Origin of the sequence: Pseudomonas pichavaramensis (assembly GCF_050473265.1) — a bacterium.
Taxonomy (GTDB): domain Bacteria; phylum Pseudomonadota; class Gammaproteobacteria; order Pseudomonadales; family Pseudomonadaceae; genus Aquipseudomonas.
The window spans coordinates 250,232-266,657 of sequence record NZ_JBJKFJ010000007.1 but is presented as its reverse complement, the minus strand read 5'-3'; the positions used below and the strand labels follow the sequence as shown (position 1 = coordinate 266,657).

Annotated in this window: 16 protein-coding genes; 9 read left to right on the top strand and 7 right to left on the bottom strand. The window is 63.1% G+C overall.

All coding sequences use genetic code 11. The features are described 5' to 3' along the window. Positions 1-83 precede the first annotated feature (83 nt). From ACJRW5_RS14105 to ACJRW5_RS14065, 9 genes are all read left to right on the top strand, one after another. Complete coding sequence (locus ACJRW5_RS14105; RefSeq protein WP_484571134.1) at positions 84-602, top strand: sigma-70 family RNA polymerase sigma factor; 519 nt, start codon at positions 84-86, stop codon at positions 600-602. Beyond that, on the top strand, positions 599-1,516 hold the full coding sequence (locus ACJRW5_RS14100) for a DUF4880 domain-containing protein (RefSeq protein WP_484571133.1): 918 nt from the start codon (positions 599-601) through the stop codon (positions 1,514-1,516). The genes ACJRW5_RS14105 and ACJRW5_RS14100 overlap by 4 nt, the downstream gene beginning before the upstream one ends. A 64-nt stretch (positions 1,517-1,580) precedes the next feature. After that, on the top strand, positions 1,581-3,956 hold the full coding sequence (locus ACJRW5_RS14095; protein ID WP_484571132.1) for a TonB-dependent siderophore receptor: 2,376 nt from the start codon (positions 1,581-1,583) through the stop codon (positions 3,954-3,956). Further along, a complete protein-coding gene (locus ACJRW5_RS14090) occupies positions 3,953-4,795 on the top strand; it encodes an alpha/beta hydrolase (protein WP_484571131.1) in 843 nt (280 codons plus the stop codon). Before ACJRW5_RS14095 ends, ACJRW5_RS14090 begins: the two co-directional genes overlap by 4 nt. 212 nt (positions 4,796-5,007) lie before the next feature. After that, positions 5,008-5,898, top strand: a complete 891-nt coding sequence (locus tag ACJRW5_RS14085) for a TauD/TfdA dioxygenase family protein (protein WP_484571130.1) — start codon at positions 5,008-5,010, stop codon at positions 5,896-5,898. A gap of 53 nt (positions 5,899-5,951) precedes the next feature. Next, entirely contained in the window at positions 5,952-6,995 is a 1,044-nt protein-coding gene (locus ACJRW5_RS14080) for an ABC transporter substrate-binding protein (protein ID WP_484571129.1), read from the top strand. Positions 6,996-7,000: 5 nt separating this feature from the next. Next, positions 7,001-7,870 (top strand): ABC transporter ATP-binding protein, encoded by an 870-nt coding sequence (locus ACJRW5_RS14075; protein ID WP_484571128.1) that lies wholly within the window; start codon positions 7,001-7,003, stop codon positions 7,868-7,870. A 12-nt stretch (positions 7,871-7,882) separates the two neighbouring features. Continuing rightward, positions 7,883-8,749 (top strand): ABC transporter permease, encoded by an 867-nt coding sequence (locus ACJRW5_RS14070; protein WP_484571127.1) that lies wholly within the window; start codon positions 7,883-7,885, stop codon positions 8,747-8,749. 240 nt (positions 8,750-8,989) lie between these two features. Then, entirely contained in the window at positions 8,990-9,994 is a 1,005-nt protein-coding gene (locus tag ACJRW5_RS14065) for an ABC transporter substrate-binding protein (protein WP_484571126.1), read from the top strand. Between the two features lie 29 nt (positions 9,995-10,023). On the opposite strand, the gene ACJRW5_RS14060 is transcribed toward ACJRW5_RS14065, so the two are convergent. The 7 genes from ACJRW5_RS14060 to ACJRW5_RS14030 form a co-directional block, all read right to left on the bottom strand. Further along, positions 10,024-11,931 carry a patatin-like phospholipase family protein gene (locus ACJRW5_RS14060; RefSeq protein ID WP_484571125.1) on the bottom strand — a complete coding sequence of 636 codons (1,908 nt, stop codon included), beginning with the start codon at positions 11,929-11,931 and terminating at the stop codon, positions 10,024-10,026. 203 nt (positions 11,932-12,134) lie between these two features. Then, the gene (locus ACJRW5_RS14055; RefSeq protein ID WP_484571124.1) at positions 12,135-12,395 is read right to left on the bottom strand and encodes a DUF2790 domain-containing protein; all 261 of its coding nucleotides are present in this window, start codon (positions 12,393-12,395) and stop codon (positions 12,135-12,137) included. 337 nt (positions 12,396-12,732) lie between these two features. Next, positions 12,733-13,071 carry an antibiotic biosynthesis monooxygenase family protein gene (locus tag ACJRW5_RS14050; RefSeq protein ID WP_484571123.1) on the bottom strand — a complete coding sequence of 113 codons (339 nt, stop codon included), beginning with the start codon at positions 13,069-13,071 and terminating at the stop codon, positions 12,733-12,735. Positions 13,072-13,097: 26 nt separating this feature from the next. Beyond that, complete coding sequence (locus tag ACJRW5_RS14045) at positions 13,098-14,087, bottom strand: zinc-dependent alcohol dehydrogenase family protein (protein WP_484571122.1); 990 nt, start codon at positions 14,085-14,087, stop codon at positions 13,098-13,100. Positions 14,088-14,240: 153 nt separating this feature from the next. Beyond that, the gene (locus ACJRW5_RS14040) at positions 14,241-14,543 is read right to left on the bottom strand and encodes an ArsR/SmtB family transcription factor (protein WP_179527598.1); all 303 of its coding nucleotides are present in this window, start codon (positions 14,541-14,543) and stop codon (positions 14,241-14,243) included. 151 nt (positions 14,544-14,694) lie between these two features. Beyond that, positions 14,695-15,345: a methionine ABC transporter permease gene (locus ACJRW5_RS14035; RefSeq protein ID WP_484571121.1), complete on the bottom strand. Its 651-nt coding sequence runs from the start codon at positions 15,343-15,345 to the stop codon at positions 14,695-14,697. Further along, a complete protein-coding gene (locus ACJRW5_RS14030; RefSeq protein ID WP_484571120.1) occupies positions 15,329-16,426 on the bottom strand; it encodes a methionine ABC transporter ATP-binding protein in 1,098 nt (365 codons plus the stop codon). The genes ACJRW5_RS14035 and ACJRW5_RS14030 overlap by 17 nt, the downstream gene beginning before the upstream one ends.

Genomic DNA, 16,426 nt, shown 5'->3' with positions numbered 1-16,426 from the left:
TGAAATAAGAATGATTCGCTATTAATGTTCGCGCGGTCGCCATGCACCTTCATGGTGGTTAGCCTGGTGGTTGGGGCCGCGCTATGTCTTCGTCTGAAACCAATTCGATCATTCCTCTCGAGGTGCTGTACGGCACGCATCAGGGCTGGCTGCATGGCTGGTTGCGGCGTTCGGTCGGCTGTTCGCAGCAGGCGGCGGACCTGGTGCAGGACACATTCGTGCGCTTGCTGGTGCGCGATCAGCCGGTCGACAGCCGCGCCCCGCGTGCCTTGCTGGCACGGATCGCACGCGGGCTGGTGATCGATCAGTGGCGGCGCGATGCGCTGGAGCGGGCCTATCTCGAAGCGCTGGCGCAGATACCCGAGGCCAGTCATCCCTCGCCGGAGGTGCGCTATGAAACGCTGCAGTCGCTGGAGCGCATCGCCCAACTGCTCGAAGGCCTGAAACCGGCCGTGCGCGAGGCTTTTCTGCTGTATCAGCTGGGCGGCCTCAGCCATGCGCAGGTGGCCGAGCAACTGGGTGTCTCCAGTCGTACGGTCGAGCGCCATGTGGCCAGCGCGCTGCTGCACTGTTATCGGCTGTGTTTCGAGGCGTCGCTGTGAGCGCTGGGCGTCCGACGGAAACCATCGTGCGCGCCGCCATCGAGTGGCAGATGCGTCTGCGTGCCAATCCCGGCAGCGCCGTGCTGCAGCGTCAGTTGCAGGACTGGCTGGAGCAGGACGAACGTCACGATCTGGCCTGGCAGCGTCTGCAGCAGATGGCCGGGCTTTTCAGTGTCAACACACTGGGCGATGGCGCGCAGAGTATCCCCTTGTTGCAGCGGGCCGAGGCGGACCTGAGCCGTCGTCGCGCGCTCAAGTTGCTCGGCCTCACGGCCGGCAGCGCCACGCTGTTGGCCGCGGGCGCGGCGCCGTTGTGGCGCGCGGACTATGCCACTGCCACGGGGGAAACGCGCCGGCTGAATCTGCCGGGCGATGTCGAGGTGCTGCTCAACACTGGAAGCACGCTTGATGTGCATGGCGAGCAGCTGGCGCTGCGCAGTGGTGAGGCGCTGGTTGAGGGTCGCCGCTGGCAGCTGCGCTGCGCCTTTGCCGACTGCCAGGGGCGTGATGCGCGCCTGGTGGTACGTGAACGCGAGGGGCGCAGCGAGTTGCGGGTCGAGCAGGGCGAAGTGCTGGTGCGTGCGGCAGGCGGGCAGCGCCAGCTGCAGGCCGGTGACGGGCTGGCGGTGAGCGCCAGGGGGATGATGGCGTTGTCGCGCGGTGCGCTCGATCCTTTCGCCTGGACGCGCGGTCTGCTGGTGGTCAGCGATATTCGCCTGGCGGATTTCCTGGCCGAGGCCGGGCGCTACCGGCGTGGCTGGCTGGGCTGCGATGCGGCGGTCGCCGACCTGCGTCTGTCCGGGGTGTTCCGCCTCGCCGAACCTGAACTGATGCTGCGCAACATCACCCAGCTACTGCCGGTCGTATTGGTCGAGCGAACCCGCTGGTGGGTACGCGTGGTGCCCGTCGCGTAAAAAGTTTGTCGGACTTTGGCGTTTCATCCGGTTAGGGATGATCACTCCCTGAATGGATACCCTCATGCGCTATACCTGCTCTCTGCCATCGCATCTGCAACCGCGCAAGCTGTCCTCTGCCATCTGCGTCGCTCTGCTGCTGTGCGGCGGCGCCATCAGCCCCGTGCTGATGGCGGCCGAGCCAGCTGCCCGCGTGACGGCACCGGACGTGCCCGGCGGTGCGCTGGACCAGGCGCTGAGCCTGTATGCCGAGCGCGCCGGTATTACCCTGTCGTACTCCCCGGAGAGGGTTCGTGGCCAGATGAGCCTGGGGTCGAGCGGCGCGCAGTCGGTGGAGGAGGGGCTGGCGCAGCTGTTGCGCGGCTCCGGGCTGGTGGCCGAGAAAACTGCCTCCGGTTACGTGGTGCGGCCGCTACGTGCCGATGACAGCTATCAGTTGCAGCCGGTCACCGTCGAGGCCGCACCGGCGCAGAGTGCCTTCGCTCCAGTGCCTGGGTACTTCGCCAGCAGCGCCAGTACCGCGAGCAAGACCGATCTGCCGATTCTGCAAACCGCCCAGAGCATCAGCGTGGTCACGGCCGGACAGATCGCCGATCGCAAGGTCGACCGTATCGAGGACGCCGTGGCCTACAGCGCCGGCGTGCGCACCGGCGGCTCGGGGCTCGATCCGCGTTTCGATCAGATCAATATCCGCGGTTTCGACACCACCATGTCCGCCGACTTTCTCGATGGTTTGCGCCAACCTTACAACGGCTGGCTGTCGATTTACGGTACCGAGGCCTTCGCCCTGGAGCGCATCGAGGTGCTCAAGGGGCCGGCCTCGGTGCTGTACGGGCAGATCAGCCCGGGCGGCATGGTCAACCGGGTCAGCAAGCGACCGAGCCTGCAGGCCAAGAATCAGGTGGAAATCCAGGCCGGCAATCATGAGCACCAGCAGGGCCAGTTCGATATCGGCGGCAAGCTGGATGAGGACGGCGACGTGCTGTTTCGTACCGTCGGCGTCTATCGCGACGCTGAATATGACATCGAGCAACTGAACAATGATGTGCGCCTGCTGGCACCCTCGCTCAGCTGGCAAATCGATCCGGACACCAGCCTGACCCTGCTCGCGCAGTACCAGGAGCGCGAAACCGCCGCCTCGCCGATGCTCTACCACGACGGCAACCGCCTGACCGATTTCTGGCAGGGCGACGAGTACTTCGACAAGCTCGACCAGCGTCAGTGGACGTTCGGCTATGAGTTCGAGCACATCTTCAACGACACCTTCAGCCTGCAGCAGAACCTGCGCTACGGCCAGCTGGCGACCACCAACCAGTACCTGCAGCCCGATACGAATGCGCCCATCGTCAATGGCATCATGCAGCGCTATGCCGTCGGTGTGTACGAGGATATGGAGTCGGTGAGCAGCGACACCCGCCTGATCAGCCGCTTCGCGACCGGTCAACTGCAGCACACGCTGCTCAGCGGTTGGGATTACACCTGGTTCGACAGCTCGGTGCTCTATGCTTCGGGACCGGCGCCGGCCATTGATATGAATGCGCCGGACTATCACCAGCCGGTCAACCGCCCTGGCAGCCCGCTGGCCGATGAGGACAGCCTGACCCAGCGCAGTGGCATCTACCTGCAGGACCAGATCGAACTCGACCGCTGGCGCCTGTCCGCCGGCGTGCGCCGTGACTGGGTGCACGTACGCAACAGTGACAACCTGACCGACAGCAACAGCAAGATCAGCGATTCCGCTACCACCTACCAGCTCGGCGCGTTGTACCTGTTCGACAATGGCCTGGCGCCTTATGCCAGCTACGCCGAGTCCTTCCTGCCGCAAAGCGGCAGCAACGCCGCCGGCCCACTCAAACCGACCGAAGGGACGCAATACGAGATCGGTCTGAAGTATCAGCCACCTGGCACCAGCGCCTTGTTCACCGCCTCGCTCTATCACCTGACCCAGCAGAACGTCTCCACCCGCGACCCACTCGATCCGCTTAATACCGTACAGACCGGCGAGCAGGTGTCGCGCGGGCTGGAACTGGAGGCAGTAGCGGACCTCAGCGAGCGCCTGCACCTGACGGCCAGCTACAGCTACAACGACCCGGAAGTGACCAAGAGCAACGACGGCAACGAAGGCAAGGATCCGAAAGACACGCCGCGCCACATGGCTGCGTTGTGGCTGGATTACAAGCTGCCGTTCGGCCTTGGTTTTGGCGCTGGCGCGCGCTACACCGGCAGCGTCTACGGCAACGATATGAACACGGTGAAAAGCGAGGACTACACCCTGTTCGACGCCGGGGTGCACTATGACTTCGCCGGCCAGCTCGATGGTGTGCGCCTGGCCGTAAACGCGCGCAACCTTACCGACAAGCAGTACGTCAACTGCCAGGACGGCTACTGCTACCGCGGTGAGGCGCGCAGTGTAGTCACCAGCCTGAGCTACAGCTGGTGAGTGCGCTGAACTGGTTGCGCAGCGCCATGACGGCGCTGCTGTTGGGGGCTGTCGCTGCTCATGCCGATCCGGTCCAGCTGGACGGCAGCGAAGTGTGGCAGATGAAGAGTGCCGAGGGCCGCGACTACCGCATCATGGTCAGCCTGCCGGAGGGCGATGTGCCCTATACCGGCGGCTATCCGGTGATCTACCTGCTCGACGGCAATGCCTACTTCCCGGCCTTCCACGCCGCCAAGCGTGCGCAGGAGCGTTGGCGCACGGCAATCGTCGTCGCCATCGGCTACCCCAGCGACACACCGCTGGATTTCCAGCGCCGCGCCTTCGACCTGTCGCCACCGCAACTGCCCGAGCGCAACGACCCACCCCAGGGTGGCCAGGATCTGTTTCTCGATTTCATCGAACAGCGCCTGATGCCGCGGGTCAACCAGCGCTTTGCGGTCGATCAGGATCAGGTCAGCCTGGTCGGGCATTCCTTTGGTGGTATGTTCGGCATCTACGCGCTGTTCACCCGGCCGCAGCTGTTCCAGCATGTGGTCGCCATCAGCCCTAGCCTGTGGTGGCGCGACCGTTACCTGCTGGAGCATGAGCGCAGGTTTACCGAGCAGGCGCGGGCGGGTGAGCTGAACCTGACCCACCGCAGCCTGAGCATGTGGGTGGGCGATCGCGAAATGCCGCAGGAAATCCAGGACGTGCGCTCGCTGCAATTGCGCCTGGAGCGCCTGTCGCAATATGGCTTACGCAGCAGCTTCGAGCTGGAGGCGGGCGAGGACCACATGTCGATTCCGTTTCGAGTTACCACGCGGGTACTGGAGGAGCTGATGAGCACGCGGCGCTATTGAATGACCCGGCTCGCTGAATGCGAGCGGGTTGTGCCAGCACTGCAGACGCGTCATATACATATGATTAAACGGTATTTAAATTAATTTTTTTATACCTATAAGGTTTTACCCATGCGTACCTGCCGACCAATCGGCGCGCCGCACTGAACACATGGCCGAGTTTCGGCCGGTCAAAGTGATGCGCCGATTGGCGCCCTTGCATGGAGTCTTCTATGTCGGCAGCAGCTCATTCCCTCCCGTCGGCGTCCGCCCAGGCCTTCGAGGTTCGTCCTTTCGAGGCACCGTTCGGCGCCGAGATCATTGGCCTGGATCTGTCCCGGCCGCTGATCGACGCCGATTTCGCCCGCGTGCATCAGGCTCATCTGGATCACGGCCTGCTGGTCTTCCGCGATCAGCGCATCACCCCGCAGCAGCAGATCGATTTCAGCCGCCGCTTCGGCCCGCTGCAGATTCACGTGCTCAAGCAGTTCCTGCTGGAAGGTCACCCGGAAATCTTCATCATCTCCAACATCAAGGAGAACGGTCAGCCGATCGGTCTGGGCGATGCCGGCAAGTTCTGGCACTCGGATCTGTCCTACAAGGAGTTCCCCAGCCTGGGCTCCATGTTGCTGGCCCAGGAGCTGCCGGAGGAGGGTGGCGACACCCTGTTCGCCAGCCAGCAGCTGGCTTATGAAACGCTACCCGCCGAGCTGCGTCAGGCGCTTGAGGGCAAGCGCGCCGCACATTCCTATACCGCACGTTATGCCGACGAAGTGTTTGCCGGTGTCCGCCGCCCGACTTTGACCGAGGCGCAACTGGCCGAGGTCAAGGCCGTGGTTCATCCGGTGGTGCGTACCCACCCGGAAACCGGGCGCAAAGGACTGTTCGTCAACGAGAACTTCACCACCCACATCCTCGATGTGGCGGAGGACGAAAGCCGGCAGATTCTTGCCGAGCTCTACGCCCACAGCGCCAAGCCCGAGTTCATCTATCGCCATCAGTGGCAGCCGCACGACATGGTGTTCTGGGACAACCGTGCGCTGATCCATCTGGCCACCGGCTGCCCCAGCCATCTGCGTCGGCGCATGCACCGCACGACCATTCAGGGCGACGTGCCGTTCTGATCCCGCGCAGTCGCGCACTTTCTTTCCCGCTCTCTTTTAAATGGAGTCACGCCATGTCTCTGGGCAAGCGCTTTCCCTTCATTCCGCGTTTTGGCCGCCTGGCCAGTGCTATCGGTCTATCCCTGAGCCTGCTGGCAGGTTCGCTGGCGTTGCCTCAAGCGTCGCATGCCGAAGGGCAGATCCGCATCGCCGAGCAGTTCGGCATCGTCTATCTGCTGCTCAATGTGGTGCGTGACCAGCAGTTGATCGAGAAGCACGGCAAGGCCGAGGGCCTGGATATTCAGGTCGACTGGCAGCAGCTCTCCGGTGGCTCGGCGGTCAACGATGCGCTGCTGTCCGGGGCCATCGACATTGCCGGCGCCGGTATCGGCCCGTTGCTGACGGTCTGGGATCGCACCCAGGGCAAGCAGAACGTCAAGGGCGTGGCCTCGTTGGGGAATTTCCCTTACTACCTGCTGAGCAACAACCCGCAGGTCAAGACCATCGCCGACTTCACTGACAAGGACCGTATTGCGGTACCGGCGGTGGGCGTGTCGGTGCAGTCGCGCTTCCTGCAGTACGCCGCCGCCAAGCAGTGGGGTGATGACCAGTACGACCGCCTGGACAAATACACCGTGGCCTTGCCGCACCCGGATGCAACCGCGTCGTTGAAGGCCGGCGGCACCGAGCTGACCGGGCATTTCGCCAACCCGCCGTTCCAGAATCAGGCGCTGGAGAATCCGGACGTGCACGTGGTGCTGAACACCTACGACCTGCTCGGGCCGAATTCACCGACCGTGCTCTATGCCACCGAGAAATTCCGCAACGACAACCCCAAGACCTACAAGGCCTTCGTCGCCGCGCTCGCCGAAGCGGCGCAGTTCGCGCAGAACGACAAGGGCGCAGCGGCGGAAACCTACATCCGTGTGACCGGCACCAAGATCAGTCGCGAAGCGCTGCTGAAGATCATCGACAACGAGCAATTCCAGTTCAGCGTCACGCCAACCAATACCTACCCCCTGGCGGAGTTCCTCCACCGTGTGGGCGCGATCAAGCACAAGCCGGCCACCTGGCAGGACTACTTCTTCGCAGATACCACCATCGGTCAAGGAAGCTGAGCCTGATGAACGCTTTACTGCAAGGCCACACGGCCAGCACCCAGAACCCGGCGGCCTTCGACACGTTGCTCGAGGTGGAGAAGGTCAGCCTGGAATACCGCACCCCGCAGCGCGTGGTACGCGCCACCCACGAAGTCAGTTTCGAGGTGGATCGTAGTGACCGCTTCGTCCTGCTCGGCCCTTCGGGGTGCGGCAAGTCCACGCTGCTCAAGGCCGTGGCCGGCTTCATCGAACCGGTCGCCGGCAGCATTCGCCTGGATGGCGCCGAGGTGCGTGAACCCGGGCCGGATCGCATCGTGGTGTTTCAGGAGTTCGACCAGTTGCCGCCATGGAAGACGGTGAAGCAGAACGTCATGTTCCCGCTGCTGGCTTCACGCACGCTGAAGCGCAGGGAAGCCGAGGAGCGCGCGCTGCACTACCTCGACAAGGTCGGCCTGGCGGCATTTGCCGACGCCTACCCGCATACCCTGTCCGGCGGCATGAAGGCACGTGTGGCGATTGCCCGCGCGCTGGCCATGCAGCCGAAGATCCTGCTGATGGACGAGCCCTTCGCCGCGCTCGATGCCCTGACCCGACGCAAGATGCAGGAGGAGTTGCTGCAGCTGTGGGAGGAGGTGCGCTTCACCTTGCTCTTCGTCACTCATTCCATCGAGGAGGCGCTGATCGTCGGCAATCGCATTCTGTTGCTGTCGCCGCATCCGGGGCGGGTGCGGGCAGAGGTCGGCAGCCACCAGTTCGACCTGCACAGCCTGGGCGGCACGTCGTTCCAGCAGAGCGCGCAGCGCATTCATCGCCTGTTGTTCGAGGAGGACAGCGAGGAGGGCGCACGCGCCGCTGCCGAGCTGGGCTTCCACGACATCCGCATCGCCTACTGAGGAGCGACCCGCATGAGCCTTTCCCCCGCACGGCGTGAGGAATACGAAATACCGCTGCAGCCCCTGCCGGATCTCAGGCTGGAGCGCGAGCTGTCGTTTGTGCAGCGCCTGTGGCAACAGGGCTGGTTGCGCAAGACGCTGATCCTGCTGGCGCTGGCCTTGATCTGGGAGCTGGCGGCCCGTTACCAGGCCAATGACCTGCTGCTGCCCAGTTTCCTGCAGACGGCCAGGGCCTTCTTCGAGGGCATCGGCAGTGGCGAGCTGGTGGAAAAGGTGGCGATCTCGCTGGCCGTGCTGGTCAAGGGTTACCTGGTCGGCATCGGCCTGGCCTTCCTGCTCACCACCCTGGCGGTGTCGACCCAGTTGGGGCGCGATTTGCTGTCCACCCTGACCTCGATGTTCAATCCGTTGCCGGCCATCGCGTTGCTGCCACTGTCGCTGCTGTGGTTCGGCCTGGGTGAGAACAGTCTGATCTTCGTGTTGGTGCATTCGGTGCTCTGGGCGCTGGCGCTGAATACCTATGCCGGCTTTCTCGGCGTCTCGGAAACCCAGCGCATGGCTGGGCGCAACTATGGCCTCAGAGACCTGCGCTTCGTGCTGTTCATTCTGGTGCCCGCCGCGCTGCCGTCGATTCTCGCGGGCCTGAAGATCGGCTGGGCCTTTGCCTGGCGCACGCTGATCGCCGCCGAACTGGTATTCGGTGCCTCCAGCGGCAAGGGCGGCCTCGGCTGGTACATCTTCCAGAACCGCAACGAGCTTTACACCGACAAGGTATTCGCCGGCCTTGCCGCGGTGATTCTGATCGGCCTGCTGGTGGAGAACCTGGTGTTCGCCAGCGTCGAGCGGCTCACGGTCAAGCGCTGGGGTATGCAGCGGTAGACATGCTCCAACGCCATCCGCGGGAGCGGCGGTGACTGCGGTATGGGTGTAGGAGCCCCGCCCCGGGGCGAAGCTTTGGCTTTGTGGCGTTTGGGCGAGCGCTTCGCGGCGGGGCGCCGCTCCTACAGGGACATAGATCTTCACTTCCACCCAGCCACAACACCGGCCACCACTCGATTCGAACCACAAACAGACACTTAACCGCCTGGCCAGCCAACGCCGGGCACACAGGAGAGCATCATGAAAAAAAACCGCATCGCCGTCGCACTGAGCTTGCTCGGCGCCCTGACACTACCGCTGGCCGCCCAGGCCGAAGGACAGATCAGCATCGCCCAGCAGTTCGGCATCGGCTACCTGGTGTTGCATGTGGTCAAGGACCAGCAACTGATCGAGAAGCATGCCAAGGCCCAGGGCCTGGACAAGATAGACGTGGAGTGGCGCACCATCTCCGGTGCCACCGCGATGAACGAAGCCCTGCTGGCCGGTGCCATCGATGTGGTGTCTGCCGGCGTGCCGCCGATGCTGACTGTCTGGGACCGCACCCATGGCCGGCAGAACGTCAAGGCCGTGGCCGCGCTCGGCTCCCTGCCAGGCTACTTGCTGAGCAACCGCGAGGAGGTGAAGACGCTGGATGACCTGTCGGAAAAGGATCGCATCGCTGTGCCAGCCGCCGGTGTCGGCTTCCAGTCGCGGACCCTGCAGATCGAGACGGCCAAGCGCTACGGCAATGACGACTTCCAGCGCTTCGACAAAATCTCCGTCAGCCTGCCGCACCCGGACGCGACCGCAGCGCTGAGCAAGGGGGGATCGGAAATCACCGCGCACTTCTCCAGCCCGCCGTTCCAGTACCAGGCACTGGAAAACCCCAAGGTGCACAAGCTGATCAGCAGCTATGACATCCTCGGCGGCCAGGCCACCTTTAACGTGCTCTATGCCACCGAGAAGTTCCACGACGAGAACCCGAAGACCTACCGCGCCTTCTACGATGCGCTGGTCGAAGCCGAGCAGATCATCAAGGCTGACAAGGCCGCCGCTGCCGAGACCTACATCCGCGTGGAGAACTCCAAGCTGCCGCTGGAATTCGTGAAGAAGATCATCGAAGACCCGGAGAACGACTTCACCGTGTCGCCACAGCGCACCTTCATCTATGCCGAGAAGCTGCATGAGCTGGGCGTGCTGAAGAACAAGGCCGCGTCGTGGAAGGACTACTTCTTCGAAGAAGCGCAGGCCAATCCAGGCAGCTGATGATTCAGGGGCCGCCTGTCTGAGTTCCTTCAGATACGCGGCCGCAGTTTCAGTTCGGGCGTGGGTTTCGGGGCCCCTTTGGCCGGGTGGCTGTCGGGGTGCTGCTCGATCATCTGGGCGATGGCCCGCAACTGCTCGAGCATGGCCTGCGCCAGGCCGGCCTGGGTGCGATAGAGGCCGCTGTCCGGGTCCTGCTCCAGGTCGTTGAGCCCTTTGAAGGGATAGCTGTAGCGCCTGGCTTCGGCGGTGAAGAAGCGCTGGTAGTCATGCGCGCTGCCGTGCAGTTCGCGGCAGGCAGTTTCCAGACTCTGCAGTTGTTCGGCAACGCTGGCCAGTTGCAGGCGCAGGCGGATGATCTGGTGATTTTCCCAGTTCATCGGCGAGGCCTCGGCAGTGGGCTGCCAGTACGCCGGGTCGCCGAAGCGCAGGACGAATTGCTGGCCGGCTTCGCGTCCGTAGCGGGTCAGCCGTTCGATACGCTCTCTGGGCATGGTCAGGTTGAGGCCGCCTTCTTCGCGGGTCAGCTGGATCAGCCCGATGCGGTCACGAAACCCTGGCATCAACGACAGGGTTTCGTGGTTCCAGTCCTTGGCGACGTTGCTGAGCTGAGCGAGAAACCCGCGTAGCGCCGGCAGGCCATACTGGGGGAAGCGTCGCCAGTAGGCGAGCCGGGCATCGCCATTGTTACGTGGGAAGCGCACGCGCTGCGGGTCAGCACCGTCGGTCGGCCCCAGATCCAGGCCGAAGGTCGGGCGCCGGGGCAGGGCGGCGTCGAAGAAGTGAATGGGGAAGTTGGAACTGATACCGCCATCGGTGAACCAGCAGCGCTCCAGCTTCTTCTCGCTCTTGCGGTAATCCACGGCATGCAGCGGCACGGCGCTGAGCAGCAGGGGAAAGCTCAGGCTCATGCGCACCGCCACGATCACCGGCAGGTCGTCTGGCAGCGGCATGCGCAGATAACCGTCTTTGCGCTCATCGCCACCAGGGCGTTGATGGGCACTCATCCAGGCCACCACGCGGCGGGGGAAGAGGCGCGAGAATTCCTCCTCGCGGAAGTGAAACTGGTTGTTGTCGCGTACCTGCTCGTCATCGCGAAATGGCAGGCGGAAAGGCCGCGCCATGCTCAGGCAGGTGGTCATCACCTGCAGATCGATCCCCTGCTGGCGCAGGTCGCCGAAGGTCAGTGGCCGTTCGCACTCGATGTGTTCTGTCTGCCCGGCGCAAAATGCCTGCTGCCCGCTGAGGCGGTCCAGGTAGTGAGTGAGCCAGCTGGTCAGGGCTTCCTCCGGGGCCTGGTCATCGGCTCCGGGCAAGCCGGTGCACAGACCGAAACCATTGTTCGGCAGTTCCCGCAGTGCCGATATCAGCAAGCGGCCAGCGACAGCCACCACGCTGCCGATTGCAGCGAACAGCAGCACCCAGAGCCAGACCAGCAGATTGCCGCTGCTGATGGCGCTCCACCACAGCGGGCCACCCGCGAGCAGGGCGCCGGCGAGGGCGGCGAGCTTGTGGCGCGCCAGCATCACCTTGAGGGGCGCAAGCAGGCGGGCTCTGGTGCCCTTGCCCTTGGCTTCGAGTATGGCGATGAAGGTGTCGAACAGCGTGCGCAGCGCAGGAATGGGTTTGAACAACGCCAGCAGCTTGGTGCCCCGATCTTCTGCCGCAGGCGTGCAGAGGTATTCCGGCAGGCGTTCGATTTCGGCAAAACCGGCGGGGTCGCTGCTCAGCTGACCCTGTCGATAGCGCTGACGGCCCAGTTCGGCGGCAGCGGCTGCAGCTGCGGCGATAGCGCCGGCGCTGGTGCCGCCGATGCTGCGCAGACGAAATGCCTTGGCAATCTCGGTTATCGCCAGCGGGTAGACGATGCCGCTGGTGATGCCGCCTTTCATGATCAGGTCGCATTCCCTGGCGAATACCGCCTGGCGCGAATCGTTCATCTACTGCTCCTTGTCGTCATGCCGAACGCGGGCGCGGGCATGATAACGCGGCTTTTACGGCTATATGCCAGTATCGCGAGCGATGATCAGAATCAACAGGTGGGCAATGCCATTCGGGGCGAGTGGCGGAGGTGGGAAGGGGCGCTGCACTGCGTCGTTCATTTCTACGCAAAGTTGCCGTCCCTGGCGTTTCCAGCGTGATGTCAGTGTCCTTTGCTGCACGCATCCGAGAGCGCCCTGAACTTCAGCGTTTGCACTTTTCCAGCGGAGTCCACGTACTTCATTACCTGGTCGACCGTCTTGCAGGTATGGGTTTTCGGCTTCGATATGGATAGAACCTTGGCTATATCAAGTTTCATTCCATATTCGTAAGTGGTGGCACTGCTTGCAGCCAGTGCGTTGCAGGACAAGAGTAAGGCGAGGCCGGCAATCAGAACGTTTACCGGTTTACGAGTGCGGGTCATGTGAAAACTCCAAAAAAAGACGAATAAATGCCGCGTGCTTCCAGCAGCCGAGCTGAACGGTCAGCTGACGTGCGAAGCAGACGATTGGGTTGGGTTCGGGTCATTCGACCTGACAGCCTGGTACTTCAGTGCTGTCAGATCGTGGCCACAGCGGTAGTGGCGGTGCTGGCTCGGGCGAGCGCGTGCTTACAGCGGTAGCTCACAGGTCAACTGTCGCTCGGCTTTTCGTAGGGTGTGCCGTGCGCACCAGGCAAGCACTACGGTCTTCACCGTGCGCGCAGCGCACCCTACCCAAAAGCACCCGAGCACATGCCGACATGTGATCCGTGTTGTGACGCTAGGATGCTGGCGCTGTAATGTCGAAACCCTCGACGTCGCCACTCGCGTAAGCAGTCTCTTGAATGTGATAGACCGTCGGTTCCTCGGAGAAATAGTTCTCCAGAGCCGCCATGAACGTCTGATGGTCTTCACTCGCCTCGAAACCCGGCGTGTGATCCTCAAGGGATTGCCAGCGAACTATCAGGTTGAACGTCGCGGGGCTTTCGATACCTTGCGCGAGCAGATGGCCGCCGTAGCCTTTGGCGCGCTTGAGCAAATGAACCACGTCGGCAAATGCCTGTTTGAACGGTTCGATCTGTTCGGGCTGAACAGGCAGTAGTGCGATTTCATGAATCATGGTGTGTTCCTCCGGAAGGTCTGCGGTTAAGCGTTGGCATCGCTCAAGTCGGTTTGGGGCACGACGGCAATTGCGATTTTTCCCTGCAGGCCATTGTTCGGCGTTTCCAGGCGGGCATGGGCGGCCGGGATGTCGGCGAGCGAATACACCGCGCCGACATGCGGCCGCAGTTGCCCGCGTTCGACCAGGGCGCTGAGTTCATCGAGCTTGCCGCGGTTCTGGCGGGTGAACACGAAGTGATAACTGGCGTTCTTGCCCCAGGCCTGAATCAGGTTCTGCGGGATGGCGATGTCCACGATCGAGACCACACGGCCGAGTTGGGCGAGCGCGTCGGCGCTGCGCGACAAGGTGTCGCCGCCGATGGTGTCGAAGATCACATCCACGCCATGGCCGTCGGTCTCCCGCAGGATGGCGTCCACGTAGTCCTCTTGTTCGTAGTCGATGACCACATCGGCACCCAGGCTTCTGGCGAACTCGAAATTCGCTTCGCGTACGGTGGTGAACACACGAGCGCCCATGGCTTTCGCCAACTGAATCGCCACATGACCGACGCCACCGGCGCCGCCGTGCACCAGGATGCTTTCACCCACCCGGAGGGATGCGCGCACCACCAGCGCTTCCCACGCGGTGCCGCCTACCAGTGTCAGAGTGGCCGCCTCGAGGTGGCTCAGGGAGGCAGGTTTCTTCCCGACGATGCTTTCGGACGCAACGTGATACTCGGCGTAGCTGCCATCGCCGTCGAAGATCTGCGGGGTGTACCAGACTTCATCGCCCGGCACGAAGCTCGTCACCCCCGGGCCGACCGCTTCGACGACACCGGATACGTCATGCCCGGTAATGGCGGGGAGGGGAACGTAGTCGACGTAGTCGCCACGGCGTACCTGGAAGTCCAGCGGGTTGATCGAGGTGGCGTGAACCCGCACCAGGACTTGCCCTGCCTGAGGGATAGGTTTGGCCACTTCGCTCAGTTCGAACGATTCCGGGCCGCCAAAGGATTTGAGAATTTGCGCTTTCATTGTGGTTCCTTGTTTCTGGAATAAGGGATATAGGGAATTTTCGATATGTTGAATCAAAAAAATTTACGCGGCTGTGCTTAGGCTCTCTCCATTGGCAGTCCTCGTTTCGATTAAAAGGGATATCGAGAAATATCGATATACAAGATCAAAAAATTACAGCTCTTTGCCAATGATCTCGGCCAGGGCGCGGATGTTGGCTTCATTGCGTTTGTAGTAGGTCCACTGTCCGACCCGGCGCACTTCGACCAGGCCCACTCGTTGCAACGTCGCAAGGTAATCCGACACCGTCGACTGGGACAGACCGACACCTTCCTGAATACTGCTGACGCAGACGCCCACGGTATGAACGTCCCCTTCATCCTGCGGAGGGAAGTTCTTCACCGGGTCCTTCAGCCCCTTGAGGATTCCAAGGCGCGTGGGATTCGAGAGGGCTTTGAATACGTTGATCAGGTCCATGGGGGCGATAATATCGAGATTTACCGATATGTCAATTCATGATACGACCATTCGTCGTCCATCTGTTTTTGGAGGGGAAGGGGAGCGAGGTGGCGATGTTGTAGTGAGGTTTGACAGCCAAGCCCCGGAGCTCCGGGGCTCGGCATCTGCCTCAGCGCTTGTTCAGGCGTTGTGCCAGGCGATCCCCGCCCAGCTGGATCAGGCTGACCATCACCACCAGCACGACGATCACGGTGAGCATCACCTGGCTGTCGAAACGCTGGTAGCCGTAGCGATAGGCGAGATCACCCAGGCCGCCCGCGCCGATGGCGCCGGCCATGGCCGAGGAGTTGATCATGGTCACCAGGGTAATGGTGAAGCCGCCGACAATGCCCGGCAGGGCCTCGGGCAGCAGCACGTGCCAGACGATATGCCGGCGTCGGCAGCCCATGGCCTGGGCCGCTTCGATCAGGCCATGATCCACCTCGCGCAGGCTGACTTCGGCGATACGGGCGAAGAATGGCGTGGCGGCGATGGTCAGCGGTACCACGGCGGCCCAGACGCCATAGGTGGTGCCGACAATCAGGCGGGTGAAGGGGATCAGCGCCACCATCAGGATCAGGAAGGGGATCGAGCGGAACAGGTTGACGATGGTGCCGAGCAGCCGGTTCAGGCGCGGTGCCTCGAAGATGCCGCCCTGGCTGCTGGTGACCAGAAACACCGCCAGTGGTATGCCGACCAGCAGCGCCAGCAGTGACGACACGCCGACCATCAGCAGGGTATCGAGCAGCCCTTGCCAGAGGCGTTCAAGCAGTAGCGACATAGCCCAGTACCTCCAGATGATCGGCCAGCGGCCGCGCGTTATCGAGCAGTTGTTGAGGGGTGAAGGGCGACTGGCCGACGGCAACGATGAGATGGCCGACGCCGTGCCCCTGGATCTGTTCCAGGCTGGCGTCGAGCAGGGTCACGCGGCCCCCCAGCGCCGCGCCGAGGGCGGGAATATCCGGCTCCAGCCCGGTACCGGTGAAGTGCAGGCGTAGCACCAGCTCATCCCCCGGTGTCTTGCGCTCATCGCTCAGGCGTTGCTGCAGGCGCGCGGGCAGGGCGTGTTGCAAGGGCGCCAGCAAGGTGCGGGTGACCTCGTGTTGCGGCGCACCGAACACCTGCCACACCGGCCCTTGCTCGACCACTTCGCCTTGTTCCAGCACCACCACGCGGTCGCAGATCTCGCGGATCACCGCCATCTCATGAGTGATCAGCACCACGGTGAGATTCAAGCGGCGGTTGATGTCGCGCAGCAGGCCGAGGATGGCCTGGGTGGTTTCCGGGTCCAGGGCGCTGGTGGCTTCGTCGCAGAGCAGAATCTGCGGGTCATGTACCAGGGCGCGGGCGATGCCCACGCGCTGCTTCTGCCCACCGGACAGCTGCGCCGGGTAAGCGCTGTGCTTGTCCTGCAGGCCGACCAGTTCCAGCAGCTCGCTGACCTTGCGCTGGCGTGCTGCGCGCGGCAGCCCGGCGACCTTGAGGGGCAACTCGACGTTCTGCCACACGGTCTTGGCCGACATCAGATTGAAGTGCTGAAAGATCATGCCGATGCGCCGGCGCAGGGTGACCAGGCGTGTTTCGTCATAGGCCGCGATATCGCTGCCGTCGATCAGCACCCGGCCGCTGCTGGGGCGTTCCAGGCGGTTGATGGTGCGCAGCAGCGAGGACTTGCCCGCGCCGCTGCGGCCGATGATGCCGAATACTTCGCCACGCTGGATCGTCAGGTCGATGTTGCGCAGCGCCTGGACCGTACCGTGCAGGCTTTCATAGTGCTTGCCCAGGTTGTCGAAGCGCAGGTGCGCCTCGACGGCCTGGCTGACGGCTGCGGCCTGCTGCAAGTGGAGATCGAAACCGCTCAT